The following is a 25,975-nucleotide window of genomic DNA, read 5'->3' as shown; positions in this document are numbered from 1 at the left end:
CGCCCCCGGTCCGGCAAGCGTGCCCGGCGGGGGCGCAACCCGGGTGGATCAGGCGGCCAACGCGGTCGGCGCGGGCGGGGTCGGCTTCTTCGGCGTGGTGATCACACACTGGGCGATCGGCACGTTGCGGCGGCGATCGACAGGGACCAACCGGACCGTGACCAACAGTTGGATGATCTCGCGCTTGCGTCCCAACGACAGGCCATCCCATGTGCGTTGCGCGTCGTCGGTGGTGATGAACTCGGCCAACGGGCTGTTGGTGGTGGCCTGGCGCAAGGTCTCGCGAATCTCCTCGATCCGGCTCATGGCGGCGGCGATCGCCGCGTCCCCGGTCTCCTCGTCCCACTTGCCGAGCGCGACCTTACGGGCGGCGTCCTTTTTGGCCTGAGTCAGCGTGACGATCTCCTCGCGCAACGCGGGCACGTCAGCCTCCACGTGCGCCGGGAGAAGATCCCGGATGTCGTCGCGGGACAGACGCTTGACCACTACGCGCTCCACGCGGGCGTCTACCTCCGCCGCCACCGCCATGCAATGGCCCTTGGTGCGGCACCGGTAGACCGGTACGCCCTGGGAGTTGTTGCGCACCGTGCAGACGGTGCCGTCGTCGCAGCGGTCGCACTCGGCGATCACGGACGTAAGCCACTTGGGCGTGTTCCCCGGGCTCGTCTTGCGGGTCGGGTCGGCGTACAGGGCGATGATCGCTTGGCGCGTGTCCTCGGCAATGATCGGCTCGTAGGCGTCCCTGCGGATGATCTCGCCGTTGTAGACGGCGTGGCCTGCGGTGCGGGGGTGGGTCAAGATCTGCTTGATGGTGCGGGAGTTCCATCGGCTCTGCTCGATGACCTTGCCCTTGCGTTTGACTGTCCGGCCGTCGCTCTGGCTGACGGTCTTGACGCCGCGCTTGTTCAGGTCGGCGATGATCTGGTCTACCGGGACTCCTGCAAGGATGTCCTTGGCCCACCTGTGGATTTCTGCGGCTTCCTCCGGGTTGTGCTGGGTCATGTCCAGAACGGGGCGGTCCTCATAGACGCGCTCCAGCGTGGGGGCCTTGGGGTTGATGCACACCGACCGTACGCGGCCGGTGTCCACTCCCCAACCGAACGGGCGCACGCCCCCGCCGTAGTCGCCGTTGCGGGCCTGGCGCTTGCGGGCCAACGCCACACGCTCGCCACGCTCGCCGGACTCGTACTCGCCTTCGTTGGTGTCGTTGATCAGGTCCCGGCGGCCCTGGGGCTTGTTCAGGTTGTACTCACCACCGCGCGCCACGCTGAACAACCGGACCTTGTGGGCTCGCGCGATCTTGATGAACTCCACCACTTCCTCGACCTTGCGGTGCAGTCGCTTGGCGTGCCAGATGATGATCACGGCGATTCTGTCCGCCTGCATGTCGGCCAGCATGCGCCGGTAGTCGGGGCGCTCTACGTCCTGGTAGGCCGACACGTCGTTGTCGCTGTAGGTGTGCTGGATCTCGCCCAAGTCGAACTCGTCGGCAAGGTCCTGGTTCTCGTCGTGCTGGCTGCCCACTCCGGCACCGGTCTTGGCCTTGTCCAGGCTCTTACGGGTGTAGTCCACCAGCCAACGGGCCTGCCCCTCAGCCGCGCCGCTGGCCGTGCGTCCTGCTGCCGTACCGAGCTTGCCCATGGTTCCCGTCCCTTCGCTGTGCCCGTTTTCGGTGGTTCTACTTCGATTATGTGCCCCAAACCCGTAGTCGGGAAGTCCACCACGATGCGGGTGATCCTCGGCCTGGACGCGGCCGATGAGGGCCACGCGCTGATCGGCGGACGGCCGTACACCAGCCTGCGCAACCCGCTCACCCACGTCGGCGCGCTGCTGGACGCCGGGGCGCTGCAGCCGAGCCGCACCGCGCGCAACCACCTGCTGTGGCTGGCCCACTCCCAGGGCCTGGACGGCAGGCGGGTCGAGGAGGTGCTCCAGCAGGTGGGGATGCAGTCCGCCGCCCGGCGCAGGGCGGGCGGCTTCTCGCTGGGCATGCGCCAGCGGCTCGGCATCGCGGCCGCGCTGCTCGGGGACCCGCCGGTGCTCATGCTGGACGAGCCGGTCAACGGCCTGGATCCCGAGGGCATCGTGTGGATGCGCGGCTTCCTGCGGTCGCTGGCCGGTGAGGGGCGGGCCGTGCTGGTGTCCAGCCATCTGATGAGCGAACTGGAGGACACCGCCGACCATCTCGTGGTGGTGGGCAAGGGCCGCGTCATCGCCGACACCAGCGTGGCCGATCTCATCACGACCGCCTCCCGCGGCCGGGTCACCCTGCGTACGACGGCGCGCGCGGCGGCGATGTCGGTGCTGGGCCAGGCCGGCGCCACGATGGCCGTGACCGATCGCGACACGATCGCCGTCTCAGGGCTGCCGCCGGAGCACATCGTGGCGGTACTCAACGCGGGCGGGGTGCGGTTCTCCGAGGTGGCGGCGCACCGGGTGACGCTGGAGCAGGCATACATGGACCTCACCGCCGATGCGGTCGAATACCGGGGGACGGCTCGATGAGCACTCGCTCTCAACGCCCCGCCGGGCGCGGGGGCTTCGGGCGTCTGCTGCGCTCCGAGTGGATCAAATTCAGGACGGTACGCGGCTGGGTGGTCGCCATGACCGCGGCGGCGCTGGTCACCGTGCTGCTCGGGCTGCTGTCGGCCGCCAGCAGCCACGCCTCCTGCAACTCCGGTCCGGTCGAGGTCGCCTGCCCGCCGTCGCTGGTGGGTCCGGGCGGCGAAGCGGTGGACGACAAGTTCTACTTCGTGCACCGGCCGCTGGCCGGGGACGGCAGCATCACCGTCCGCCTCACCTCCATGACCGGCCAGATCCGTAAGCCCGACGTCAGCCCGGGGCAGCGCAACGTGGTTCCCGGCCTGGTGCCGTGGGCGAAGGCCGGCGTCATGATCAAGGAGAGCACCGAGCAGGGCTCCGCCTACGCGGCGGTGATGATGACCGGCGCGCACGGCGTGCGGATGCAGCACAACTTCACCCACGACACGGCCGGCCGGCCGGGCGGCGTCTCCCGGGAATCGCCGCGCCGGCTGCGGCTGACCCGCGCCGGCGACACCGTCACCGGGTACGAGTCCGCCGACGGCACGAACTGGACCCAGATCGGCACCGCAACCCTGGCCGGACTACCGCAGACCGTACAGGTCGGGCTGTTCGCAACCTCCCCAGGGGATCTGACGGTCACGCAGGGGGATCTCGGCGGGTCCGTCGCGGCGGCCCGCTTCACCGAAGCCACCGGCGAGTTCGACCAGGTCGAGCTGCAGGGCAACACGCCCGGCTCGTGGCACAACGACGACATCGGCGTCACCATCGCGCCCGACGGGGCCGAGCACCACCCGGGCCGCGCCGGCCGGTCCGGCGGTACCTTCTCCGTCACCGGCGTCGGCGACATCGCGCCGACCATCGAGGGCGCGCCCCCCGAACGTCCCCTCAGCAGCGCGCTGACCGGCCTGATTCTCGTGATCGTGGTGGCGGTCATGTTCATCACCGCCGAGTACCGGCACGGCCTGATCCGGACGACCCTGCTGGCCGGCCCGCGCCGGGGCCGGACGCTGGCGGCCAAGGCGCTGGCGCTCGGCCTGGTCACCTTCGCCGCCGCCCTGCCTGCCACCGCGATCACGTTCACGGTCGGCGGGCGGATCCTGCGCGACAACGGCAACGCCGTCCTCCCGGTGTCCCCGCTCACCCAGGTGCGCATCGTGGTCGGCATGGCGGCGCTGTTCGCGCTGGCCGCCGTGCTCGCCCTCGCCCTCGGCGCGCTGCTGCGGCGCAGCGTCGCGGCGGTCATCACCGCCATCGCGGTGATCGTGGTCCCGCACGTCCTCGCCACCACCTCGGTCCTGCCCGACAGCGCGGCGCAATGGCTGCTGCGCCTCACCCCGGCGGCCGGCTTCGCCATCCAGCAGAGCGTCCCGCAGTACGCGCACGTGCTCGGCCACTACGCGCCCATCGCCGGGTTCCACCCGCTGCCGCCGTGGGCCGGCCTGGCCGTGCTGGCCGGCTATACCGCGCTCGCCCTCGGCTCGGCCGTCCTTCGACTCCGCAGGAGGGACGCATGAGAGAGCACCTGCATGCGGAGTGGACGAAACTCCGTACCCTGGCCGGCACCGGCTGGCTGCTGCTCGCGATCGTGGTGCTGACCGTCGCCGTCAGCGTCGCGGCCTGCGCCGTCGTGTCCTGTGCCGCGGAAGGCTGCGGCTACGACCCCGCCAAGATCGGCCTGTTCGGGGTCCAGGTGAGCCAGGCGGTCGTCGCCATCCTGGCCGTGCCGGCGATCACCGGCGAATACGGCACCGGCATGATCAGCCTCACCCTGACCGCCATGCCGCGCCGGACCGGCGTCCTAGCCGCGAAGGCGATCGTTCTGACCGGCTTGACCCTGATCGCCGGGAGCGTCGCCGTGCTCGCCTCCGCGCTGGCCGCGCGGCCTGTTCTGCTCGACAACGGATTCCCCGCCGACATGCTCCTCCTCACCAGCGGTCCCATGCTGCGCGCCGCCGTCGGCTCGGTCCTCTACCTGGCGCTGATCGCCCTGTTCAGCCTGGGGGTCGCCACCGCCGTTCGGGACTCCGCCACCGCCATCGGGGTCGTGCTCGGCCTGCTCTATCTCTTCCCCGCCCTCATCCTCATGATCGCCGACGATGACTGGCAGCGGCTTCTCTGGCAGATCTCCCCGATGAACGCCGGGCTCGCCGTCCAGGCCACCACCAATCTCGCCGGCCTCCCCCTCAGCCCATGGGCCGGCCTGAGCGTACTCGCCGCATGGGCCACCGCGGCGCTCCTGGGCGGCGGGCTGCTCCTACGGATGCGCGACGCATAGCCGTCAGTCGGATCACCGCCGGTACGGCAGCACTCGCCGGTGCGTTGCCGGCGAAGGTCGGTGACCAGTAGGTTCACGCCACCAAGGTTCGAGGAAGAGGGATTGCTGAAGTGCTCACACTGGCGGCGGTCGCCGAAGACCCGCTCGTCCTGACGCGTCGCCTGAACCTGAAGGACGGTTCGGAGGTCGTCTTCCGACCGCTGATGCACACTGACGCGGAGCGTCTTGCAGCCTTCCTGGAGGGGCTGTCGGCCGAATCGCGGCGACTGAGCACCTTCGACGGGTACGACCTCGAGGCTGCCCGGCAGCTGTGTGACGCGATCGCGCGCTACGACAAACTCAGACTGGTGCTTGAGGACGTGCCGTCCGGCAGCCACTCTGGCCGACGACCACCAGGGGAGGGGGGTGGGAACGCAGATCTTCCCGCTCATCGCGGACATCGCACGGCATTTCGGCAGGACGAGAATCATTTTGTTCGGCGGCGTTCTCGTCGACAACCCACGCGCCGTTCGCTACTACGAGAAGCACGGCTTCCAGCTGGTCGGCTCCTTCACCGGAAGTGACGGCGCACAGTCGTTCGACATGATCCTGGATCTGCGCCCGCCGCGACATGACGAAGGGCCCACTGCTCAGTCGTACTCATCGTGACGCCTCGAAGGCGTGCAACAGGAAGGCCAGCACATCGGCGAGCAGGGCATGTTCCTGCTCTCGGGTCGAGCCGGCGCCGTGACCGCCGTGCTCCTCGACACGCAGCAGCACCGGCCGGCCGGAGGCGCTGGCCGCCTGCAGGCGGGCGGCCAGCTTCGCCGGCTGCCACGGCGGCACCCGCGCGTCGCGACGTCCGGTGGTCAGCAGCACCGCCGGGTACGGGACGCCGTCCTCGACCCGCAGGTAGGCATCGGCGATCAGCAGACCGCGCAGGCCCTCCTCGGTGGTGACGCTGCCGAACTCCGGCACGTGGATCGGCCCGTTCTCGCTGAACTCGGTCCGTGTGGCGTTGACCGTCGGCACCTGCATCACCATGGCGGCCCACAGTTCCGGCCGACGCACCAGCGCGCCGCCAGTGGGGATGCCGCCGGCGCTGACGCCCTCGCCCGCCAGCCGTCCCTGCCGGGTGTAGCCCAGGGCGATGAGGTGCTCGGCGCAGTCGATGAAGTCCGTGATGGTGGCCTCCTTGCGCAGGCCACGCCCGGCCTCGTGCCACTCCCGGCCATAGGCGCCGCCACCGCGCAGGTGCGCCACGGCGTAGACGCCGCCACGCTCGTACCAGGCGAGCATCTCCGGACGGAACTCCGGCAGCTCGGACATGCCATGGGAGCCGTAGCCGGTGAGCAGGACCGGGTTGTCGCCGTCCAGCACCACGTCCTTGTGGTGGATGACGGTGAGCGGGATCGGTGTGCCGTCCCTCGCGGGCACGTGCAGGGTGCGGGCGTGCACGTCGCCGAAGTCGACCGGTGAGCGGGGCGCCAGGCCGGTGTCCTGGAGGGTTTCGCCGTCGTAGCGGTAGAGCCGCGGCGCGTCTGTCCAACCGGTCGCCAGCAGCAGGGCCTCGGGCCGTTCCGGGTGGGTGGTCAACTCCCAGATGGCGCCTTCCACCGGCATTGGGAGGTCGGCGGGCTCGCCGCCGGACAGGGGCGCATGCCGTACCCGATGGACGCCACCGTCGAGATCGCGCACCAGCAGCCGGTCGCCGACGACGCGCACCGCCTCGACCACGCGCTCACCCGCGGGCACGACCACCCGGGCTCGGGACAGATCCGGTACGGCAAACGGAACGGCGAGCACGTGGGAGCGGGGCGCGTCCCGGTGGGAGACCAGATAGAGGGTGTCGTGGCTGGTGGCGAAGGCGGTCACACCGTCCGCCACGTCCGCTGCCTTCCGCCACGGGCAGGTGGCCGGATCGGCGAGCCCGGCTCGTGGCGCCACGTACAGCGAGCAGTCACTCAACTGCTCGCTGGTCCAGGGGCCGAGTGCGCCGCGGGAGACGATCGCCAGCATCCACTCACCGCGCGGCGGCACCACAAGGAAGGGCCGATCCTGCGGGGTCAGCTCGACGTGGGGGTTGAGCCCGCGCGCCAGCACGACCTCGTCCCGCGCCGGGTCGGTGCCCAGCCGATGCAGGAAGGATCGGCTGTCCAGACGGCGCTCCTCGGGCGGAGCGCCCGCCGGAGGAGCCGCGAAGCGGTGGTAGACGAACGACCGGCCGTCCTCCAGCCAGCTCAGGAAGGCGAAGCGCGTCGTGGGCGGGATCGTCTCCAGGACGGCGCCAGAGCCGACGTCAATGACCTGGATCGTGCTCTCCTCCGACCCGGACGGGAAGACGGCGCAGGCGACGTGGCGGCCGTCGGGAGAGGGCACGTACCAGGCGATGGCGTGGTGCGCCGTGCCGGGCACGGTGTCCGGGTCGAACAGGACCCTGCTCGCTCCCTCGGGCTCACGCACCATCAGCACGAGTACGCCGGCGCCTGGTTCGCGCGCCAGGTAGAAGATCCTGTCGCCCGCCGGCGTGAAGTGCGAGTACTGCGGGAGCGCGCCGCCCAGCTCGCGGATCCGGGTCAGCAGCTCCTCCCGGCGGGGCAGGGTGTCCAGTTGCTCGCGGGCATGTCCTGCCTGGCCGTCGAGCCAGCGGTGGAACTCCTCGCCGTCCGCCTCCATCCACCGGTAGGCATCGTCGAGCGTGATGCCGTGGTGAACGTCGCGCACCACGTCCACTCGGGCGACCGGGGGCCCGCTGATGTCGGTCATCCGCATGATCATAGGCGACGCTCGCGAAGCCGGATGAGCTGGTGAGGGCGACCGAGATCGCCGCCGTGCCGTCGCGCTCGGCCATGCGAGTCGACGACGCGGCCACATCCGCCCTGGCCTGGCCTGTGCCGCAGGCCGAGTGGCAGCAGGTGGGCCGTTACTGGCCGATCCCGTCGGGACGACTGCCTGAAGAGCTTGAGGCGACTCAAGCACGTCCGGGCCCCTGCTCGGCCGACAGTCGGGGGCGCGGTGGGCGGGCTACGGCTCCCCGAGGTTGCGCAGCAGGGCGCTCTCCAGGTGGGCGGGGATGTCGGCCAGCCGCCAGCCCTCCCGCTCGGCGCGGCGGGCCAGGTCCTCGTGCAGCTCGGCGCTCATCGGGACGACCTGGTGCCGCGAGTCGAGGATGGGCTGGTACTTGCGGCGGATCTCGTGGTCCTGGCGGCGGATGAAGTCGAGCAGCCCCTCATGGTCGTGCGTCAGATCGGTGACCGCGAGCACCGCGCGGTCGGCGAGCCAGGCGGGCATCGGGTAGTGCGCCGTGACCTCCTCGGCCACCTCGGCGGCGTCGGCACGGCCGTCGTCCTCCCCGGGCGGCGGGAAGGCGCCTGCGAGCACGACCAGCAGCCGGTCGGTGGGGAAGCCGCCGGGCAGGGGACGTCCTTCGACGAGGGGCCTGACCACGCCCGTCAGCGCCCGCCCTGAGTGCCCGCCGAGCAGGACGTCGACGCCGTCCACCAGCACGACGCCCCGGTGGATCGCCGCCGGCCGGCCCGAGGAGCGGGAGACCAGCTCCTCGACGATCTCCGTCACCCACCACGGCTGCCCGCCGCCTTCGTTGACCGCCTCCGCGTCGCCCGCGGTCAGCGCGGCCCCGTCCAGCACCGCCCATGGCACGTCCCAGACCTCGGCCAGCGCCCTGACCAGGGCGGTGCGCTGGCCGGTGCGCGGGTCGACCAGGACGACGCACTGGCGGGCGGCGTCGCCGCCGGGAGAGCCGTAGTGCCTGCTGCTGACCACCGCCAGGGTCTCCCTGGCGCGGACGGCCCCCGGCAGCAGGTCGCCGAGCTTCCTCGCCACCTGGTGCGGCGTCAGCGGGCGGCCGCCGGCGGACGGGGAGACCAGGGCGGCGGTGTTCAGCCCCCTGCCCACCAGCGCCGCGTCGACGATCAGCGGCGGCGCGCCGGGCTCGGGCCGCTCGAACATCGTGGCGGCCAGCGCGTTCTCCAGGACGCCGCGCAGCCCGCGCGCCCCGACGCCGCGCAGGAGCGCCTCCTCGGCGACGCGCTCGACGCCGTCCTGGGTGAAGACCGTGCCCTTCCTGCCCTGGAGGGCCAGCAGTTCGGCGTACTCGTGGGTGAGGCCGTTGTGCTCGTTCTGCAGGATCTTGACCAGCTCGGCGTGGCCGAGGGGGAGCGTGGCGGTGATCACCGGGAAGCGGCCGACCAGCTCGGGCAGGAATCCGTACTCGATGACGTCCTCGGGCAGGATGTGGTCCATGAGCGCGGCCCGGTCGCCCAGGGCGTTCTCGGGCAGGCTGAGCCTGCGGGCCACGTGCTCGGCGAGTCCGTTGAAGGCGCCGAGGCACACGAAGAGCACGTTCTTGGTGTCGAACTGGTAGAAGTCGAGATTGGCCGACAGCTCCGAGCCGCCCTTGGGCACGTCCACCACCGACCCCTCGACGAGCTTGAGCAGCTCCTGCTGCACGGCCCCGCTGGAGGCTCTGCTGCGCTCGCCGTGCCCGAGGGCGAGCTTGTCGAACTCGTCGACGCAGACGATGCCGTACTCCGCCCGGCGCAGGTTGAAGGAGCTGGCGATCAGCAGCCGGTAGAGCATCTTCTCCACCGTCGTCCCGCCGTAGCCGGTGCTGCTCAGCACGGTCGCGTTGGTGATGACGAACGGCACGTCGAGGAGGCGGGCGATGGTCTCGACCAGCATCGTCTTGCCGGTGCCCGTCGGGCCGAGCATCATCACGTTCGCCTTGCGGATGGCCACCGGCGGCGCCTCGAACCGGTTGGCCATCGTCAGCCGCAGGTAGTGGTTGCCGACCGCGACGGCCAGCCGCTCCTTGGCGGTGCGCTGGCCCTCGATCCTGCTGTCCAGGTGCCGCACGATGTCGGGCGGGTCGCGCAGGTCCACGCGCGGCAGGATGCGCGTCTTGGCGTCGATGAAGTCGTCCAGCGTCAGCCGCGTGGCCGCGCGGGCGCTCGCGGCGGCGGCCGCCCAGTGGACGAGCTGCCGCAGCTCGGCGCCGGTGAACCCGGCGACCCCCGCGGCGATGGCCTTGAGGTCCACCGCCGCGGTGAGGTCGTGCTCGGCCAGCAGCAACCGCAGGATGTCGGCGCGCTGTGCCTCGTCCGGCGGCTCCAGGTCGATGCGCAGGCCGAAGCGGGCCGCGGCGAACAGCGCCCGGTCGATCACCCGGGGCCTGCTGGTGGCCGCGATGACGTAGACCCTGCCGTTGGCGCCGAGGTCGTCCATGGCCGTCATCAGCTGCGCCATCGTGCGGTGGGCCTCGGACTCGCCGCCGACGCCGGAGCCGGGCTCGCTGCTGCGCTCGACGGCGATCAGGTCGATCTGGTCGATGAAGACGACGACCGGGCTGCCGCTCCCGGCGCTCCTGCTCGCCTCCTGGAAGGCCTGTCGCATCCGGCTGGAGCCCATGCCGATGAGGATCTCGTGGAACTCGGCGCCCGAGTAGGCGTACAGGCGGACGTTCGCCTCACCGGCGACGGCCCGGGCGAGGACGGTCTTGCCGCATCCGGACGGCCCGGTGACGAGGACCGCGCGGGGCACGTCCGCGCCCAGCTTGCCGTGCGGCTTGCGCAGCCAGGCCACGACCGGTTCGAGCTGTGCCTTCACTTCGTCGAGCCCGCCGAGCCGGTCGAAGCGCTCGTCCGGTTTCTCCGCCGGCCGGCCGAGGGTCTGCCCCTGTTTGGGCTGGTTGGCGGCGAGCTGTTGCAGGCCGCCCGCCAGCATCCTGATCGCCAGCCCGACGAAGATCAGCGGAAGGCTCACCGCCAGGACCAGCGCCCACGGCACGCCGAGCAGCCAGGTGACCGCCGTGCCGACCCAGGTCCCCACGTTGCGCCATTCGCCGCTGAACAGCAGGTAGAACGCGAACGCGAGAGCGGGCACCGCCAACGACCGCAGGAACTTCACAGGGGCCTCCCGCTCAGGGTCCGGTATGAGTGAACAACGCCCAGACGAGCGGCGCGTACGGCATCCGCTCGCGCAGCTCCAGCACGGCCTCGTGGAGCGCTCGAGCCGTGCCGGACGGGTCCAGGCCGCCCTGCCCGTCGCCCAGCCGCCGGTAGACGCGGGCCGCGACGTCGGGCGCCGTGCCGTCCTCCAGCTGCCACTGCGCGCCGATCACGTGGCGGTACCCGGCCAGGTGCACGGCCGACGACAGCGTGATCGCCTCGTCGGAGAGCCGCTCGTCGCCGCGCGAGGTGTCGCAGCCGGACAGGAACGCCAGCCGCGCGTGGTCGGACAGGTCGAGCGCGGCCAGGTCACGAACCGTCAGGGGCCCGTCCTGGAGCACCAGCCAGGCGTGGAACGGGCTGGCCGTGTCCTGCGCCCCGTGGCAGGCGAAGTGCGCCCAGGGGCTGGCCCGCAGCACGGTGAGCACGGCCTCGCGGGTGGCGCTCGCGCCGCGCAGCAGGCGGGCGCCGGGGAAGCAGCCGAGGAAGATCTCCTCCTCGCGGGCCGCGCCCGGCAGGTCGGCCGCGTCCGGCGTCACCGGCATGGACACGACCAGCGGCCGGCCGTCGGGCCGCGAGACGGGCGGCGGCAGCGCGCGGACGTGGGCCAGCGCGCGCACGGTCGGCGTGTAGGAGGACACCACGCGGTCCATCACCGTGCTCGGCCGGGCGTCGTGCCGGGTGCGGTGGTCGCCGGAGGCGTGCAGCGGCAGGAAGACCGCCGGCCCGGTCGGGCACCACCACACCCGCCGCGCGCCGGGCAGCCGGTCGAGCACCGGCTCGGTGATGGCGTCCCAGGTCCAGCGCAGGGTGTCCTGGACGGTCTGCCGGGCGGTCAGCCGTTCCTCGAACTCCTCCGCCGCACCGCCGAGCGCGTCGATCGCCTCGGTGAGTCCGGTCACCTGGGCCTCGGCCGCCTCCGCCGTCAGGCGGGGCAGCGGCACGACGGTCACCTCCCCGGCCTCGACGACGAGCGCGTCGCAGCGGTAGGGGCTGACGTTGACCACGACCACGGGGCCGTCCGAGGCGGCCGCCGCCAGCCGCCCGAAGTCCATCGACCGCTGGAAGTCCTCGAACCCCGGCTGCCGGCGGATCTCCGCCACCAGCGCGGCGCGCCGCCGGGCCGCGAGGTGCCGGCGGTCCATGTCGGCGGAGCGGGCGTCGAGCTCGGCATGGACCTCCGCGAGGCGCCCGGCCAGTTCGGGCAGCTCCCGTGCCAGCCGGTCCCGGTCGGCCCGGGCGTCGAGCGCCTGCGCCAGCAGCACGCCCCGGCCCTGCTCCAGCAGCTCGACGGCCAGGCGGGCGTCGCCGGTCTCCAGCGCGCAGGCGGCCGCGTCGCTCGCCGCCCCCTGGAACTCCGCCAGCAGCCGCTCCTGGTCGCCGCGGTTCAGGCCGCGCCAGGCCATCGCCTCCAGCAGCCGGACCATGATCGCGAACCCCTGCACGGCCAGCGCGAAATCCTGCCGGCCCGCGGCGAGCCGCCCCCAGAACCGGGCCGCGCCCGCGCGGGTGGTCGCCGGGGCCGCCTCGACGGACGTGCTCTCGCGCAACGCCTCGATCGCCTCCGCGCGCAGGCGCCGCGCGTCGGCCGGCTCGTCGTCGGCCCACCGGTCGAGCAGCAGGGCCAGCTGGTTGAGCACGCTGGCCCTGAGCGGCTGCCCGGGGGAGATCAGGTCCAGCGTCTCGCGCAGCAGGCGCACCGTCTCGGCGTACGGGGCCGGCTCGCCGGTGGCCTTGGCCCTCAGCGACAGGCTGAGGCCGAGCATCGAGAGCCACAGGGGATACTCGGCGTGCGTGACGGGCCCGGCGGCGACCGCGTCGCGCAACATGTCGACGGCCTCGTCGAGATCGTCGGCCACGTGGGCCGGCTGGGGGCCGCCCCGCATCTCGTGGACCATCCGCGCCAGCGCGTCGGCGTCGGCCGGCGCCGGGCTCTCGTCGCCCGCCAGCCGCAGGAGCAGGCGGGCGACCTTCCGCTCCTCGTCCGTCACCAGTGACGCCTCGGCCCGCGCGACCAGCGCCATCCCCAGGCTGGCCATCATGCCCGCCCGGCTCACGTGCGTCCGGCCGAGCCTGGCCAGGGCGGCGCGGAGCAGCTCGACCGCGTCCCCGGACGCCGCCGCCTGGTCGTGGACCATGAGCGCGTTGGCCAGGTTCCGGCTGGCCAGGCCGCTGTCCGGCGTCTCCTTCGGCACGGAGGCGACGGACTCGCGCAGGATCAGCCGCGCCTCCTCCAGCGCCGCCGTGTCGTCGTACTGGACGTAGCGGCGGAACAGGGCGCTGCCGAGGTTGGACAGGTAGGAGCCGCGCAGCGAGTGCTCGCGCGGGGTCAGCCGCACGCACTCGCGCAGCGCCTCGATCGCGTCGTCCAGGTCCTTCTCCACCCCGAGGTCCTCGAACCGGGCGAGCAGGGAGCCGCCCAGGTTGGCCCGGTAGAGCGCGGCGTCGTAGTGATGGTCGGGGGTGGCCCGCACCGCCTCGGAGTGCGCCCTGATCGCGGCGTCGATGTCCTGCTCGCGATGCCGGCGCTCGAAGGCGGCGTGCAGGGCGCTGCCGAGGCCGGTCAGGGCCATGCCGCGGTTGGCGTGGTCGGGCGGCGTCGCCGCCACCCCCTCCCGGCACAGCCGCAGGCACTCCTCCAGGTGCTCCTCGCGCCCGGTGATCCGGTACGCGATCAAGTAGGTGTTGGCGAGGTTGGCCAGGTGCAGGCCGCGCTCCGGGTCGCCCTCGGGCAGGCGCTCGACGCCCGCCAGGAGCAGGTCCTGGGTCGCCTGGAGGTCGGCGGCAGAGCCCGTCGCCTGCATCCTGCGTCCCATCGCGGTGCCCAGCGCGGACAGCAGCTCGCCGTGCGCGGGGTGCCCGGCGGGCAGGCCGGCCAGGCTCGCCCGCATGGCCGCGATGACCTCGTCGAGCAGCGTGAGCCGGCCCGACATCATCGCGATGATCGAGGCGTGGTAGGCGATCTCGACCAGGTGGGCGGTCCGGAGGGCGTGCTCGGGCGGCAGCAGCGTCAGCTGCTCGCGGATGTGGGGGATGAGCCGGTCCGCCGTGAAGACCTGCTCCGAGACCTCGATGCCGTGGTCGAGCAGCCAGCCGAGCCCCGCCCTGATGCTGCGCCGCTCCAGCTCCGCAGCCGTGGGGAAGCGCCGCCGCACGATCTCCAGCAGGTCGCGCAGGCGCCGGTTGCGTCCGGGCAGGTCCGGTCGCCGCGCGAGCAGCATGGCCAGCTTGACCACCCGCGACAGGTAGTAGGTGTGGCCGGGGTCGGTCTCGGCCACCAGCCGGCTCAGGATCGCGTGGGTCTCGTCCTGGTACTCCCTGAGCCGCTCCGGGTCGAGCTCGGCCTGCCTCTCCAGCGCCAGGACCAGGTTGGCCATCGCCGAGTCGCGCAGCTCGGGATCCAGCTCCGGGCCGTCGCGCAGCTCACGCAGCAGGGCGACCGCCTCCGCCAGCACTTCGCGGTTCTCCGCCGCCATGCCGTGGTCCGGGTGGTGCAGGTCGTAGGTGTTCAGCAGCGCCGCGGCGCGGCTCAGCCGGGCCACCGCCCCGGCGTCGGCGCCCCCGGCCAGCCGCACGACGTCGCGGTGGGCGGTGAGCGAGTCCTCGATGTCCTCGATCCGTCCTATGTGGTCGAACCGCATCGACAGCCCGTCGCCGAGCGCCGACAGCCACTCCGCCCGTTCGGGATGGTCGTCGGGCAGCCGGTCGAGGGCGTCCCTGAGCGCCGCGAGCGCCTCGTCGAGCTGCTGGAGGTCCTGACTCGACGGGTGCTCGCGGATGACCCACACCGCGTGCCGGGCGGCTCGGACGGCTCGGCTGCGTCGAAGCATCGGTGTCCTCCCGCCGGGGCCGGGCCGAGGCGATCCTCGTCGCATCGGGGCGCTCTCCTGCGCTTCGCTTTCCGCGACGCGGGTGTTACCGTCCGTCCGTCTTGCCGACGTCGCCGGGCGGGTGGTAGACACCGAGCCATGGCAGATCCGCCGGACGACGGCCGCGCGCTCGCGGCCCTGTGCGAGAGCCTCCCCCGACTGGTCCGCATGGCCGGGTCGGAGGGATGGTCGGCCGAGCTCGACGAGGCCAGGCGCGCGCTGCGCGGCGGCGAGCGCCGCCCCCAGGAGATCGTCGACGACCTGAGCCGCATGCTCGGCCTCGACGTCCTGGCCCGCGGCAAGCCGGTCGTCCCCGCTCTGCCGACGGCCGGCGACCTGCCGCCGCCGCCCGGCGGGTACCGCTGCCCGCTGGGCCGCTGCCGGCGCGAGGCCCGGCCCGAGCCCGGCGGCGCGATACCGGCGTGCGACGTCTACGAGCTGCCGCTGGAATACGCGCCGGGATGACGGGGTTCCTGTCGAGCCTCGGGCAGAAGCTCGCCGAGCGCTGGCTGACCGTGCTCGTCCTGCCCGGTGCGCTGTTCGAGGGCGTGCTCTGGCTCGCCGCCGTCCTCGGCCACCGGCGCCCGTGGGACGTCCCGTTCCTGGCCGCCCGGGCCACCGCCCAGACCAGGGCCCTGGACGGCGAGCCCGTCGCGCAGGCGCTGCTGCTGGTCGCCCTCCTGCTCGGCGCGTTCGGGGCGGGGCTGGCCGCGAACGCGCTGGCGGGGCCGGTCGTACGCTGCTGGTTCGCGCGGGGCCCGCGCCGACTGGCCCGCCCCCTGGTCGAACGCCGCAGGCGGCGCTGGGACGACGCCCACCGCGCCTACGAGTCGGCGACGGCGGCCGAGGGCGAGAGCACTGCGGACTTCGAGCGCCGCCGGGGCGAGCTGGCCGCGCGCCGCAACGCCATCGCGCTGGCCCGCCCGTTCCGGCCCACCTGGATGGGCGACCAGCTCGACGCCGTCGCCGTCCGCGTGCGCAACCGGTACGGCATCGACCTCGACGCCGCCTGGCCGCGCCTGTGGCTGGTCGTCCCCGACCACGCGCGGACCACGATCGGCGACGCCCGCGCCGCCCTGACCGGCGCCGCGACCACCGCCGCCTGGGGCGTGCTGTACCTGGCGGTCGCGGCGGTCACCCTGTGGTGGCCGGCGGCGCTGGTCGGCGTGGTGACGATCGCGGTCGGCCACCGCAGGGGGAGGTCGGCGACGGGCACGCTGGCCCAGGTGTGCGAGGCCACCGCCGACCTGTACGGGGCGGAGCTGGCCAGGGCGCTCAACGTGCCGCTCGCCGACGGCAAGGTGACCCAGCGCGTCGGCTTCACCATCACCGAGCTCCTCCGCAAGGGCGCCTGAGCCCGGCCGCCCGCCGTCCGCCGGCGCGCCGGATCGCGACGTCGCACTCCCCGGCGCACGAGAGATCATCCGGAGGCCACTGCTCGTGCCATCGCCCACGAGACGGCCTGGGGATCAGCATTGGGCGGCTCCCGGACGGCGATATCTGCCCGTACACCGGCTACGACCGCGCCCGCGGACGCCGCAAGGTCGAGGCGCGGGCGCGGCTGCGCAACGCGCTGCTTCCGTCGGTCCACTGAGTGGACCGAAGATTGCCCGTCGCCGTCCGTCACCAACACTATGGACCTGTCAAGGGGCGATTACTGTCTGTGACCGGCCGAAGGTCGAGCGGTCGGACGGCAGGCGCTCCAGCCTGAAGGCCCGGCGTCCGACCGCCGTCGACGCGACACCCATATCCGGCGGCGGCGATCAGGCCGTCTACGAAGGGAAGACCACGATGAGCATCCGATCGGCGAGGGGCCTGTCACGAGCCCTGATCGCAGCGGCGGTGGCGGGCGCTGTGACGATGGCGCCGGGCCTGACCGGCACGAACGGCGCCCTGGCCGCGGCCGACCCTACATGCGGGAGCTGGATCTCCAGTCTCGTCTTCCCCGGTCTGTCGGCCCGAGCCTGTATCTGGGGGGCCGGTGCCGCCTGGAAGCAGGCCCAGACGGAGGTCTTCAACGGCACGGGTTTCTCGGTGGAGGTCGAGAACCTCACCGCCCGCCTGGAGTCTCTTCCCGCGGACGCCCGCTGCGTCAACATCAGCCTCCAGAACGGGCAGACGGCGTTCTGCGGCACCCGCAGCGTGCCCGACAACAACCCCTTCCAGTTCGACCGCGCTCTGGGCTCCGCCCAGGTCACAGATCTGGTCAGGCGGGAGCAGTTCTCCTTCGAGTCCCCCCTCGTGGGCTGAGCGCGGCTTCTCGGCGTTGGCGACGAGCTCGCCGTTTGCCCAGCCGGCACCGGCTCCGCTCATGCCCGCCTCGCAGCCGCCGTCATGGTGGGCAGGGGTGTGGCGCCTGTGGTCGCGGTCTACGTTCTCAACGGAGAGATCGCCACCACAACGCGGAACGCCGCGCAATCGTGGCATGCCGGGACCGATCTGACGCTGCGGCTCTTCGGGTTCGTGCTGCTCGTGGACCATCGTCAGGACCAGGGGGAGTCGGTCATGGAGCACACTCCCGTCCCGCCGCTCTGGTTGCGGGCACATCCCGACCTGGCCGTTCCGCACCTTCGCGAAGCGGCCGCCGCCGCTCCCGTGATGACGGTGGACGAGGCGTTCGAGCACGTCATGCACGGGGTGATCGTCATCGTGCGCGACCTGCTGGCTCCTGCCGGGGAGCTTCACATGGAGGTCGCAGACCAGGTCGAGGTCTTCCGCAGCGCGGGCCCAGGGACGGGCGGGGGAAGTGCCGGCATCACGTCCAGGCCGCCCGTCCGGTAGGGGACGTCGAGAACCGCCACACCGTGGCGATCCGGATGGGCCTCGTCGTCGTGGAGACCCCGGAGCCCGTCCAGAGGGAGCCGACCGAACCGGCCACCCAGCTCACAGCGCCGTACCAGGACGGGTGACCCCCGTCAGGAGGGTGCGGTGCGCCGCAGGAAGGCCGAGATCTCGTACGCGACGACGTCCGGCCGCTCCAGGCCGCACAGGTGGCCGAGCTCCTGCAGCAGGACCGCGCGGCTTCCGGGGATGCGCCGCACGTCGTCAAGCTGCTTCGCCTGGTCCACCACGACGTCCTTCCCGCCGAGGAGGTAGCAGGTCGGTACGCGCATCCCGGGCAGCTCGTCGGCCTGGCTGGTCAGCGCGCCGCCGGCCAGCCAGCCGTGCCACATCCGTTCGGTGACGGTCAGCATGCTGCTCGTCAGGCCCGATGTCCTGGACGGGTCCACGGAGATCGCCGCCACCGCGTGCGTGAGAGCCTCGACGTCGCCGTACGCGGCGTCGAAGCCGGCGATCACCGCGTCCTCGGCCGTCGTCCCCCCGGCGTTCCACGGGACGACGCCGATCAGGGCGCGCACCTCGTCCGGGTGGTCGAGCGCGATCCGCACCGCGATCGCGCCGCCGAGGGAGTAGCCGACGAGGCAGTAGTCGTCGGCGCCCGCCTCTTTGATCGCCTCGTGCAGGATCGCGGCGAGCGAGGGCAGCCGTCCGTCCGCGGGCGCGCGTACGGACCGGGCGTGTCCGGGCAGGTCGAAGATCAGGACGCGGAACCCGTCAAGGTGCCGCGCGATCCCGGCCATGAGATCGGCCGAGGCGCCGAATCCCGGCAGCATGACAACTGTCGACGGGCCCTGTCCGTGTTCTTCCCAGTGGATGCCGGAGCTGGTGTGCGGCATGGCGATCTCCCTTGGTCGGACGAAGGTCAACGGTGTGCGTGGCGGGCGGCGAAGGCCAGGAGGAGCGCGGCGGTCCGCGGCGGATCCTCCATGATGGGCGAGTGCCCGACACCGGGCAGCACCTCGACCGTCGCGCCTGGGACGGCGCGGTATTCGGCGGCGGAGGAGGAGCGCCACCTGCGGTCGTCGGCGCCGAAGATCACCAGCAGCGGCTTGCCGAGGGGGATCAGCCGGTCAGGGAGCGCGCGTCGGTTCACGTAGTCGTCGCCGTCCTGCGAGGTCGCGACGAAGGCGTGGTAGGTCATCTCGCGCGCGTCGTCCACGACCGCCTGTGGGACCTCGTAGCCCGGGCGGCTGAACGCGCTGCTCGCGGCGTCGCGGATCAGGCTGTCGGTTCGAAGCCGCCACAGCAGCTGCCCGATGACGGGCTTGTCCAGGAGCCCGCCGACGAAGCCGGTCGAGACGGCGGCGTTCAGGCGCGGTGCCGTGTCGATGATCGCGAGCGCGGACACCAGGTCGGGGCGCTGCTCGGCGAGGGCGGTGGCGACCGCGCCGCCGGTGGAGTGCCCGACCACCACGGCGTGCTTGACGCCGAGCCGGTCCATGGCCTGACCGACCCGGCGTCCCTGCTCCGGCACGCCGTAGCCGCCGTCGGCCGGTTTGGCCGACCGGCCGTGTCCCAGCAGGTCGAGCCGGATGACGCGGTAGGACCCGGCCAGCAGCGGGACGAGGGCGTCCCACGAGCGGGTCGAGGCGGCGAGCCCGTGGATCAGCACGAGCGCCGGGGCGTCGGAGGGGCCGTCCTGGCGCACGTAGACGTTCCCGCCGTCGAGCGGCAGGGTCGGGCTTCCGCCGGCGCTCTGGCGGGTCACCACCGCCGCGTTCACCAGCAGCGATCCGGCGATGACGAGAAGGACGGCCGCGGCGATCAGGAGGCGCCGCCGGCGCCGTGTCAGCCTCCGGGGCGGAAGGCTGCGGCGAGTGGCGCGATGGAGAGTGGTCATGGACCCACGGTCGCCGCCGGCGCGCGCGGGTGTCTTGAACGAATGTCCTCAGGCGCGGGAGGGCGTGCTGCCGGGACAGGCGGTGCGAACGCGCTCAGGCGGGCGAGGGCGCGCTGCCGGGCCAGGCGATGTCGTCGACCGCGAGGAACGGCTCGGCGGAGACGGTGGCGGGGGTCGCGCCGGTGAACGCCATGACGTCCCGATGCAGATGGGACTGGTCGGCGTAGCCGGTGTCGGCCGCCACCCGGGCCGCGGCCACGCCCGCGACCAGCCGGTGGGCGGCGTGGTCGAAGCGGACCAGCTTCTCGGCCTGCTTGGGCGCCAGGCCGAGCTGCGACCGGAACCGCGACCACAGCCGCTTACGGCTCCACCCGACCTCGGCCGCGAGCCCGTCGACCCTGGCCCGACCCCGGCTTCCGACGATGCGCCGCCAGGCCCAGGCGACCTCCGGGTCCACCGGCCGCTCCGCCTCGTGCCGGCGGGCGAGCAGCGCGTCGACCAGGGCGAAGCGATCCTGCCACGACGGGACGCCGCCCAGCCGCTCACGGATCCGTGACGCCTCTCGCCCCCACAGGTCCTCCAGAGACACGACGGCGTCTCCGAGGTCGGCGGGCGAGACGCCCAGTACCGCGCGGGCGATCAGCGGCGACAGGCGTACCTGCACGCACTCGACGTTCTCACCCCACACCCGGACCGAGCCGCCGAATCCGAGCCCGGGTCCGGCGACCATGCTGCCGCGCTGCCGCCGCCCGCCGTCACGGTCAAGGACGGGCGAAGCGGCGCCGAACTCCACCAGCAGCGTCATGGCCGGATGGGGGACCATCCGGAGCGCGTCCAGGTCACGGACGCGGAACCCGGCCATGGTGACACCGGCCACCCGGCTTGGCCGCGAAGGGCACGCGACGTCCCACACGGCCGTATCGCGCACGAATGTCCGCATCGTCCCATGCTAGCCAGCCGGCGGCGGGAACATTCGTCCAATCCAGCGGCGTGCACCGGCGGCGACAGTGAGTGCATGACGACAAGGATTCTCATCTCCGGAGCCGGCGTCGCCGGCCCGGTCCTGGCCTACTGGCTCACCAGGCACGGCTTCGAGGTCACCGTCGTGGAACGGGCCCCGAGCCTGCGTAAGACGGGCGCGCACGCGGTCGACCTGTTCCGGCCCGCGATGGACATCTCGGAGAAGATGGGCGTGCTCCCGCGCGTCGAGGAGCGGGCCACCGGCACCAGCCGGATGAGCGTCCACCAGGAGGGCGCGCGGCGTCCCGTCCGGGTGGACCTCTCCAAGATCTTCGGCGCCGCCTCCGGCCGGCACGTCGAGATCATGCGCGACGACCTGAGCGAGATCTACCACGATGCCACCCGCGACGACGTCGAGTACGTCTTCGGCGAGTCGATCACCGCCATCTCGCCCGACGGCGAGGTGCGGTTCGAGAACGCCGCGCCGCGCCGCTTCGACCTCGTCGTCGGCGCGGACGGGCTGCACTCGAACGTGCGCCGCCTCGTGTTCGGGGACACGTCCGGCGCCTTCATCGGGGCCTACTTCGGGGTGCTGACCCTGCCGAACGTCTCCGGCCTCGACGGCGAGCTCGTCATGCACGTCGGCGTCGGCCGTACCGTCGGCGTCTACGGCGCGCGTCACCTCGACGGGGCGCGGGCGTTGTTCCTGTTCCGGAGCGCGTACGAGCTGGACTGCCATCACCACGACGTGCCCCGTCAGAAGAAGCTGCTGCGCGAGGCGTTCGACGGCATGCACCCGGCCGTGGACGGCTGGCTGGACGAGCTGGACCGCAGCCCGGCGTTCTACTTCGACTCGATCAGCCAGCTCCGCATGGACTCCTGGTCGCGGGGGAGGGTGACGCTCGTGGGCGACGCGGGCTACAGCCCCGGCCCGGCCGTCGGCGGCAGTACCAGCTTGGCCGTGGTCGGCGCGTACGTCCTCGCCGGGGAGCTGGCGCGGGCGGGCGGCGACCACGAGCGCGCCTTCCCCGCCTACGAGCGGGCGATGGCCGAGCACGTGCGCGGCAGCCGCGAGGCCGCGCTCAGCGCGGCGAAGACCCTGATCCCCACCTCACGACTGGGGGTGGCGGGACTGGCGCAGGGAGCTCGCCTGATCTCCGGCCTGCCGTCCGGGATCGGCCGCGCCCTCCTCCGCCTCACCACGAAGAGCGCGCGCCTCCACAACTCCATGACCGTCGAGGACTACTCGTTCCCTCCATCACGGGCCCCGCTCGCGTAAGCGCATATGACGGCAGGGACACAGTCCAATCCATTCACAAAGAGGGGGAGCTTCGGGATCGTGGTGGGGACCCTTTCGGGGGCGAGAAGGGAGTCCGCAGGAATCAGCGGTAGCGCACCGAGCTCATGCGGTGGTGGCTCGCTTCCGGCGGCGTAGGGGATCGCGGTTGGCGACACGCTTCAACGCTGGGTCGCGCGTAGCACTCCAGGGAGCGTACGGAGGTGTGTCGGGAGCGGGCCAAGAGGGTTGGGGCGTTGGTGCCGTCCTCGCACCGCCGAGACGGGCTTGGACTTCCAATCGCCCTGACCTCAGCCTCAAGGCTCTCTAAGGGCACAGTGCAGAGGTCAGCAGGGTCATGGCCGCCTGATGAGGGTCGCCGGAGAACGGGGTGATCGACAATGTGACCTGTCGCGAACCGTCGGCTGAGTTGAACGCCACCGTGAGGTAGCCCGGGGCACCGCCGCCGTGGCCGAACGCAGTGCCGCAGGGAAGAGGCGCCAGCTCCAGCCCCAGCCCGTACCCCCCGGTCGTGCCGGGATCCTGCATCTCCTTCAGCAGGCCGGGGCGGAGCAGCTTGCCCTGGAACAGGGCGCGGTAGAACCGGTTGATGTCCCCGGTGGTGGAGATGATCTCGCCCGCCGCGCCGGCCATCGTGGGATTGAACCGTGTGACGTCAACGGGGACGACCTTGCCGGCCCTGGTGACCGGCACATATGCGTGGGCGTGCGGGCCGTACACCTCCGGTGAGGCTCCCGGCACGCGGGTGTGCCGCAGGCCGAGCGGCCGCAGGATCCGCTCCCTGATCTCTGTCGCGTACGGCCTGCCGGTGACCCTCTCGATCAGCATGCCGAGCACGATGTAGTTGGTGTTGGAGTACCTGAACTGGGACCCGGGTGGGAAGTCGCGCGGGAGCTTTTCCGCTCTTTCCACCAGTTCGCGTGCCGACCAGGTGCGGTAGCGCTCCTTGGGGATGCCCGCCTCGTCCATCATGTCCGTCGAGTACTCGGGAAGGCCGCTGGTGTTCTGGAGGAGGTGCCTGATCGTGATGTCGGCGCCCCCGTCCACGAGCTCCGGCAGCCACTGCTCCACACTGTCGGACAGGTGCAGCCTTCCCTCTCCCACCAGTTGAAGCACCGCGGTCGCCGTGAACGACTTGGTCACGCTCCCGGCCCGGAAGCGCCCGTCCACCGGGGCCGGCCGGGCGTTGTCGATCTTCGCCTTGCCGCTGGCGGCTCGCCAGGTCCTGTCCCCGTCGCGAACCTCGGCGATCGCGGCGACCGCACCGCCTGCGACGACCTTGTCCAGCATCGCCTGCAAACTCGGCCGACCGCTCGGGCTCGCGTCTGCCGCCGCGGTGGCGGTCACGGCAGGCGTTGCCGCCAACGACACGGTCAAGCACGCCACGACGGCCGCGCTGATGCGTCTTCCCTTCACGTTGCTCCTCCGATTCACGGAGTCCGGCTCTCGGTCTCCGCCGTATCAAGATCCGACACGAGAGGGCGGTACGGCGTCGGAGTTGTCCCCTACGGAAACCCTGGTTCCACACCGACGATCTCCGACTTGGGAAGGACGCCTGTGCCGGCCTTCAGGCCAACCTCACAGCCCTTCGCCTGGAGCCGGGCGATCAAAAGAGAGTCGGCGGCCGTCCGTGAAAGCATCGAGGCACTTCGGGCAAGAAAGGGCGACCATCGTTCACTTGACCCAGCGGAGACGCCTGCATGGCCGTTCCACCTGACCTGGCCGACCCACCCGATCTACGGGTGGACTTCGAGCAGATCTTCAATGCGCACTTCTCCGAGATCCACCGCTACATCGTCAGGCGGTTGTCCGACGACGTCGCTGACGACCTGGCCGCCGAGGTGTTCCTGGCGGCCTATCGGGGTGGCTATGACGCCTCGCGCGGCGGGGTGCGTCCGTGGCTGTACGGCATCGCCACCCACCTCATCGCACGGCACCGCCGTACCGAGATCCGTAGATGGAAGGCGCTCAGCCGGACGGCTGAGCGCGCCGGGCACAGTCCCGAGCACAGTCCCGAGGACGCAGCCCTGGCCCGCGTGGCCGCAGGCCGGCTGACCGGCAAGCTGGCGGGGGCGCTGGCCGGGCTCAATCGTGGGGACCGCGACGTCGTGCTGCTGAGCGTGCTGGGCGACCTCAGCCACGCCGAGGTCGCCGCCGCCCTGGGGGTCCCGGCGGGGACGGTGGCCTCCCGGCTCAACCGCGCTCGCAAGCAACTCCGCAAGGCACTCGGCGACGTCAACCCGTTGGAGGAGACCCATGGATGAGCTGAGACTCCTGGCGAGAGCCCTGCCTGACGCTCCGCCGCCCTCGGCGGAGGTGGTCGAGAAGGCCCGCCTCCGACTTGCCGCCGCCCAGCGCAAGCCGGTACGGCCAGGTAGGGCGAATCGGCGGGGCCTCGCCTGGGGATGGACCCTGGGAGCGGCCGCGACAACGATCGCCGTCGTCATGGCCGTCGTCACGCTGGTGTCGAACATGACCGCTGTTCCCGCAACGATGCTCGCGCCCCCGGCCGGCAACGATGCCCTGCTCCGGCTGGCGGACCAGATCGCGAAACTGCCGGACGAACGCGGCGACTACTGGCGCAGGCCGCTACTCAACAATGGGCTGATGAGGGTCCGGGCGGGCGGCGAAACGTTCAACGTCCTGTCCTCGTCACGAATCGACCTCTGGCAACCGCGCGACCCCGGCGACCCCGTTCAAGCGGAGCAGCGGCAGCAGTTCGTCCGTCCTGCCACAGCGGCCGACGAGCGTGCGTGGCGAGCGGCGGGTTCTCCGGTCACGGTCCAGCGCGTGTGCACGCCGGGCGGTATGCCGGACACCTGCGCGAGAGTCCAGCTGCGGTCCAAGCCCTCACGGTGTGTTTACACGCGCGCGGCCGAGCCGGGCGGCGTGCTCGGTGACAGACGGCTGGGTGAACTCACGCTGGCCGACCTCGCGGCGCTGCCCGGCGACGCCGAGCGACTCCGGGAGAAACTGCGAACCTACTGGAAGGCCCGAAAGGACGGCCAGCCCAAGGACAGCTTCGAAGAATTCCTCTCCACCTCCTCCCACCTGCTGGAGCTCCCGGTCAAGCCCTCGGTCAGGGCAGCCACCCTGCGTCTCCTCGCCGGCCTGCCGACGACCAAGGTGCGCGGCCCGATCACCGACCCTCTGGGACGGAAGGGAATCGAGGTCACCTTCACAAAGAGCGAGGGCTTCACCGCCGGATTCGGTTCCGATGGCGAGGTGGCGCAGCGGTACACCACCATCCTCGACCCGCGGACCGGCACCGTCTTGGCGGTAGACGTCGCGATCGCCGTCGAGAGCACGGAGGGGCTCACCAAGGGGACGTTCATCGACTATCAGGCATGGGCACCTGAGGCGGGCTGGACCAGCGAACGCCCCGAGCGGCCGCGCGGCTGCCGGCTCAGCGACCGTCCGCTCCCGTGACGGGACGCCCCGGGCACGCACGCTCACCACCCTCCTTTCCATCAGAGCCTGCGGGCGGCGGAATCGCGTCCGGCTTGTCAGCGCGCAAGCGGCTTTGCCGGAGACTCCCGAGGACAAGCGGCGAGGCAGCAGGCGAGCCTCCAGGGCGCAGTCGCTCATGCCGGGGTGGGAACAGGCTGTCCTCCCGCTGCGCCGGGCCCGCCTGCCTGCGTGCGACCAGGCCGGACAGGTCGGCGCGCAGAGCGTCGATGGCCTCGACCACCAGCTGGTGGTTGTCCACACGTCGCGGGATCGGGAGCGGCAGTCTCCTTGCCCGGGGGCGGGCAGGAGTCCGCCGGCGGCACTGGCCCCGATGACGTCTGGTCAGGCCGCCAACGCGGCGATGATCTTGTCTGCCAGGCGCTGCGTGCGCTCCGGGCTGGGCGGGGCCTGACTGATGTTGACGCCCCAGTAGAGAGGCCCGGCCAGCAGGTCCAGGCCGAGTTCGATGTCGGTGTCGGCAGGAAGTTCGCCGCGCTCGATGGCGCGGTACAGGATCGCCGCGACCTTGTTGCGGCGCGCGCCGCCCACCTGTTCCCGCAGGACCACTGCCACCTCGGGAGAGCGGGTTGCCTCGGCGAACATGTCGGGCACGATTCGGGCGACCAGAGGGTGGCGCAGCGCCTGGTCGGTGATCGTCAGGAAGGCCAGCACGTCGCCGCGGAGCGTCCCGGTGTCGGGTGTGTCGGCTGCCCGGACGGCGACTTGGGTGATCAAGTCCATGACCATGGCCTGCTTGGAGCTCCAGCGGCGGTAGACGGCCGTCTTGCCGACCCCGGCCCGGCGCGCTACGGACTCGATGGACAGTCGGCCGTACCCGGTCTCGGCCAGTTCGGCGAATGCGGCGGTGGCGATGGCGTCCGTGACGTCCTGCTGCAGGACGGCCGCTCCGGCTGGTTTGCGCGTCATGAGCCCATCTTAGCGATGCGACGCAAC

Annotated in this window: 20 protein-coding genes; 11 read left to right on the top strand and 9 right to left on the bottom strand. The window is 72.0% G+C overall.

Going from position 1 to position 25,975, the window contains the following annotated elements; genetic code table 11:
* Positions 1–48: 48 nt before the first annotated feature.
* The gene (locus ABZ459_RS18195; protein WP_357971405.1) at positions 49–1,641 is read right to left on the bottom strand and encodes a recombinase family protein; all 1,593 of its coding nucleotides are present in this window, start codon (positions 1,639–1,641) and stop codon (positions 49–51) included.
* Between the two features lie 48 nt (positions 1,642–1,689).
* Here ABZ459_RS18195 and ABZ459_RS18190 point away from each other — a divergent pair, with 48 nt between their 5' ends.
* The 4 genes from ABZ459_RS18190 (at position 1,690) to ABZ459_RS18175 (ending at position 5,467) form a co-directional block, all read left to right on the top strand.
* Positions 1,690–2,505 carry an ATP-binding cassette domain-containing protein gene (locus tag ABZ459_RS18190; protein ID WP_357971404.1) on the top strand — a complete coding sequence of 272 codons (816 nt, stop codon included), beginning with the start codon at positions 1,690–1,692 and terminating at the stop codon, positions 2,503–2,505.
* Positions 2,502–4,058, top strand: coding sequence for an ABC transporter permease subunit (locus ABZ459_RS18185; RefSeq protein WP_357971403.1), 1,557 nt, complete (start codon positions 2,502–2,504; stop codon positions 4,056–4,058). Before ABZ459_RS18190 ends, ABZ459_RS18185 begins: the two co-directional genes overlap by 4 nt.
* A complete protein-coding gene (locus ABZ459_RS18180) occupies positions 4,055–4,819 on the top strand; it encodes an ABC transporter permease (RefSeq protein ID WP_357971402.1) in 765 nt (254 codons plus the stop codon). Before ABZ459_RS18185 ends, ABZ459_RS18180 begins: the two co-directional genes overlap by 4 nt.
* A 312-nt stretch (positions 4,820–5,131) precedes the next feature.
* Positions 5,132–5,467 carry a GNAT family N-acetyltransferase gene (locus ABZ459_RS18175; RefSeq protein WP_357971401.1) on the top strand — a complete coding sequence of 112 codons (336 nt, stop codon included), beginning with the start codon at positions 5,132–5,134 and terminating at the stop codon, positions 5,465–5,467.
* On the opposite strand, the gene ABZ459_RS18170 is transcribed toward ABZ459_RS18175, so the two are convergent.
* The 3 genes from ABZ459_RS18170 to ABZ459_RS18160 all read right to left on the bottom strand — a co-directional run bounded on the left by ABZ459_RS18170 (position 5,459) and on the right by ABZ459_RS18160 (position 14,594).
* A complete protein-coding gene (locus ABZ459_RS18170; RefSeq protein ID WP_357971400.1) occupies positions 5,459–7,564 on the bottom strand; it encodes a prolyl oligopeptidase family serine peptidase in 2,106 nt (701 codons plus the stop codon). The two genes, ABZ459_RS18175 and ABZ459_RS18170, sit on opposite strands and share 9 nt — an antisense overlap.
* 258 nt (positions 7,565–7,822) lie before the next feature.
* The gene (locus ABZ459_RS18165) at positions 7,823–10,723 is read right to left on the bottom strand and encodes an AAA family ATPase (RefSeq protein ID WP_357971399.1); all 2,901 of its coding nucleotides are present in this window, start codon (positions 10,721–10,723) and stop codon (positions 7,823–7,825) included.
* A gap of 13 nt (positions 10,724–10,736) precedes the next feature.
* The gene (locus ABZ459_RS18160) at positions 10,737–14,594 is read right to left on the bottom strand and encodes a CHAT domain-containing protein (RefSeq protein ID WP_357971398.1); all 3,858 of its coding nucleotides are present in this window, start codon (positions 14,592–14,594) and stop codon (positions 10,737–10,739) included.
* Positions 14,595–14,732: 138 nt separating this feature from the next.
* On the opposite strand from ABZ459_RS18160, the gene ABZ459_RS18155 reads away from it, so the two are divergent.
* The 4 genes from ABZ459_RS18155 (at position 14,733) to ABZ459_RS18140 (ending at position 17,414) form a co-directional block, all read left to right on the top strand.
* Positions 14,733–15,098 carry a hypothetical protein gene (locus ABZ459_RS18155; protein ID WP_357971397.1) on the top strand — a complete coding sequence of 122 codons (366 nt, stop codon included), beginning with the start codon at positions 14,733–14,735 and terminating at the stop codon, positions 15,096–15,098.
* Positions 15,095–15,988 (top strand): hypothetical protein, encoded by an 894-nt coding sequence (locus tag ABZ459_RS18150; protein ID WP_357971396.1) that lies wholly within the window; start codon positions 15,095–15,097, stop codon positions 15,986–15,988. Before ABZ459_RS18155 ends, ABZ459_RS18150 begins: the two co-directional genes overlap by 4 nt.
* A 436-nt stretch (positions 15,989–16,424) precedes the next feature.
* Positions 16,425–16,883 carry a hypothetical protein gene (locus ABZ459_RS18145; protein WP_357971395.1) on the top strand — a complete coding sequence of 153 codons (459 nt, stop codon included), beginning with the start codon at positions 16,425–16,427 and terminating at the stop codon, positions 16,881–16,883.
* A gap of 99 nt (positions 16,884–16,982) precedes the next feature.
* Complete coding sequence (locus tag ABZ459_RS18140) at positions 16,983–17,414, top strand: hypothetical protein (protein WP_357971394.1); 432 nt, start codon at positions 16,983–16,985, stop codon at positions 17,412–17,414.
* A 134-nt stretch (positions 17,415–17,548) separates the two neighbouring features.
* On the opposite strand, the gene ABZ459_RS18135 is transcribed toward ABZ459_RS18140, so the two are convergent.
* The 3 genes from ABZ459_RS18135 to ABZ459_RS18125 form a co-directional block, all read right to left on the bottom strand.
* Positions 17,549–18,310, bottom strand: a complete 762-nt coding sequence (locus tag ABZ459_RS18135; protein ID WP_357971393.1) for an alpha/beta hydrolase — start codon at positions 18,308–18,310, stop codon at positions 17,549–17,551.
* A 26-nt stretch (positions 18,311–18,336) separates the two neighbouring features.
* The gene (locus tag ABZ459_RS18130) at positions 18,337–19,314 is read right to left on the bottom strand and encodes an alpha/beta fold hydrolase (RefSeq protein WP_357971392.1); all 978 of its coding nucleotides are present in this window, start codon (positions 19,312–19,314) and stop codon (positions 18,337–18,339) included.
* A gap of 94 nt (positions 19,315–19,408) precedes the next feature.
* Positions 19,409–20,254: a helix-turn-helix domain-containing protein gene (locus tag ABZ459_RS18125; RefSeq protein WP_357971391.1), complete on the bottom strand. Its 846-nt coding sequence runs from the start codon at positions 20,252–20,254 to the stop codon at positions 19,409–19,411.
* 75 nt (positions 20,255–20,329) lie between these two features.
* Here ABZ459_RS18125 and ABZ459_RS18120 point away from each other — a divergent pair, with 75 nt between their 5' ends.
* Positions 20,330–21,553 carry an FAD-dependent monooxygenase gene (locus ABZ459_RS18120; protein ID WP_357971390.1) on the top strand — a complete coding sequence of 408 codons (1,224 nt, stop codon included), beginning with the start codon at positions 20,330–20,332 and terminating at the stop codon, positions 21,551–21,553.
* Positions 21,554–21,877: 324 nt separating this feature from the next.
* Here the strand turns inward: ABZ459_RS18120 and ABZ459_RS18115 are convergent, their stop codons facing one another.
* On the bottom strand, positions 21,878–22,861 hold the full coding sequence (locus tag ABZ459_RS18115) for a serine hydrolase domain-containing protein (RefSeq protein WP_357971389.1): 984 nt from the start codon (positions 22,859–22,861) through the stop codon (positions 21,878–21,880).
* A 410-nt stretch (positions 22,862–23,271) separates the two neighbouring features.
* On the opposite strand from ABZ459_RS18115, the gene ABZ459_RS18110 reads away from it, so the two are divergent.
* On the top strand, positions 23,272–23,835 hold the full coding sequence (locus tag ABZ459_RS18110) for an RNA polymerase sigma factor (RefSeq protein ID WP_357971388.1): 564 nt from the start codon (positions 23,272–23,274) through the stop codon (positions 23,833–23,835).
* Between the two features lie 181 nt (positions 23,836–24,016).
* Entirely contained in the window at positions 24,017–25,000 is a 984-nt protein-coding gene (locus ABZ459_RS18105; protein ID WP_357971387.1) for a hypothetical protein, read from the top strand.
* A gap of 363 nt (positions 25,001–25,363) precedes the next feature.
* Here ABZ459_RS18105 and ABZ459_RS18100 read toward each other — a convergent pair whose 3' ends face one another.
* Entirely contained in the window at positions 25,364–25,948 is a 585-nt protein-coding gene (locus tag ABZ459_RS18100; protein ID WP_357971386.1) for a TetR/AcrR family transcriptional regulator, read from the bottom strand.
* Positions 25,949–25,975 lie beyond the last annotated feature (27 nt).

This window comes from Nonomuraea sp. NPDC005692, assembly GCF_040631115.1.
Taxonomy (GTDB): Bacteria; Actinomycetota; Actinomycetes; order Streptosporangiales; family Streptosporangiaceae; genus Nonomuraea.
Note: the sequence above shows the minus strand (reverse complement) of the source record. Positions and strands in the feature narration are given on the sequence as shown.

What these genes read in the sequence shown, in the direction of transcription:
- ABZ459_RS18195 (WP_357971405.1), bottom strand. Translation starts at nt 1,641, where the DNA reads ATGGGCAAGCTCGGTACGGCAGCAGGACGCACGGCCAGCGGCGCGGCT.
- ABZ459_RS18190 (WP_357971404.1), top strand. Translation starts at nt 1,690, where the DNA reads ATGTGCCCCAAACCCGTAGTCGGGAAGTCCACCACGATGCGGGTGATC.
- ABZ459_RS18185 (WP_357971403.1), top strand. Translation starts at nt 2,502, where the DNA reads ATGAGCACTCGCTCTCAACGCCCCGCCGGGCGCGGGGGCTTCGGGCGT.
- ABZ459_RS18180 (WP_357971402.1), top strand. Translation starts at nt 4,055, where the DNA reads ATGAGAGAGCACCTGCATGCGGAGTGGACGAAACTCCGTACCCTGGCC.
- ABZ459_RS18170 (WP_357971400.1), bottom strand. Translation starts at nt 7,564, where the DNA reads ATGACCGACATCAGCGGGCCCCCGGTCGCCCGAGTGGACGTGGTGCGC.
- ABZ459_RS18160 (WP_357971398.1), bottom strand. Translation starts at nt 14,594, where the DNA reads ATGCTTCGACGCAGCCGAGCCGTCCGAGCCGCCCGGCACGCGGTGTGG.
- ABZ459_RS18155 (WP_357971397.1), top strand. Translation starts at nt 14,733, where the DNA reads ATGGCAGATCCGCCGGACGACGGCCGCGCGCTCGCGGCCCTGTGCGAG.
- ABZ459_RS18150 (WP_357971396.1), top strand. Translation starts at nt 15,095, where the DNA reads ATGACGGGGTTCCTGTCGAGCCTCGGGCAGAAGCTCGCCGAGCGCTGG.
- ABZ459_RS18145 (WP_357971395.1), top strand. Translation starts at nt 16,425, where the DNA reads ATGAGCATCCGATCGGCGAGGGGCCTGTCACGAGCCCTGATCGCAGCG.
- ABZ459_RS18135 (WP_357971393.1), bottom strand. Translation starts at nt 18,310, where the DNA reads ATGCCGCACACCAGCTCCGGCATCCACTGGGAAGAACACGGACAGGGC.
- ABZ459_RS18130 (WP_357971392.1), bottom strand. Translation starts at nt 19,314, where the DNA reads ATGACCACTCTCCATCGCGCCACTCGCCGCAGCCTTCCGCCCCGGAGG.
- ABZ459_RS18125 (WP_357971391.1), bottom strand. Translation starts at nt 20,254, where the DNA reads ATGCGGACATTCGTGCGCGATACGGCCGTGTGGGACGTCGCGTGCCCT.
- ABZ459_RS18120 (WP_357971390.1), top strand. Translation starts at nt 20,330, where the DNA reads ATGACGACAAGGATTCTCATCTCCGGAGCCGGCGTCGCCGGCCCGGTC.
- ABZ459_RS18115 (WP_357971389.1), bottom strand. Translation starts at nt 22,861, where the DNA reads ATGCTGGACAAGGTCGTCGCAGGCGGTGCGGTCGCCGCGATCGCCGAG.
- ABZ459_RS18110 (WP_357971388.1), top strand. Translation starts at nt 23,272, where the DNA reads ATGGCCGTTCCACCTGACCTGGCCGACCCACCCGATCTACGGGTGGAC.
- ABZ459_RS18105 (WP_357971387.1), top strand. Translation starts at nt 24,017, where the DNA reads ATGGCCGTCGTCACGCTGGTGTCGAACATGACCGCTGTTCCCGCAACG.
- ABZ459_RS18100 (WP_357971386.1), bottom strand. Translation starts at nt 25,948, where the DNA reads ATGACGCGCAAACCAGCCGGAGCGGCCGTCCTGCAGCAGGACGTCACG.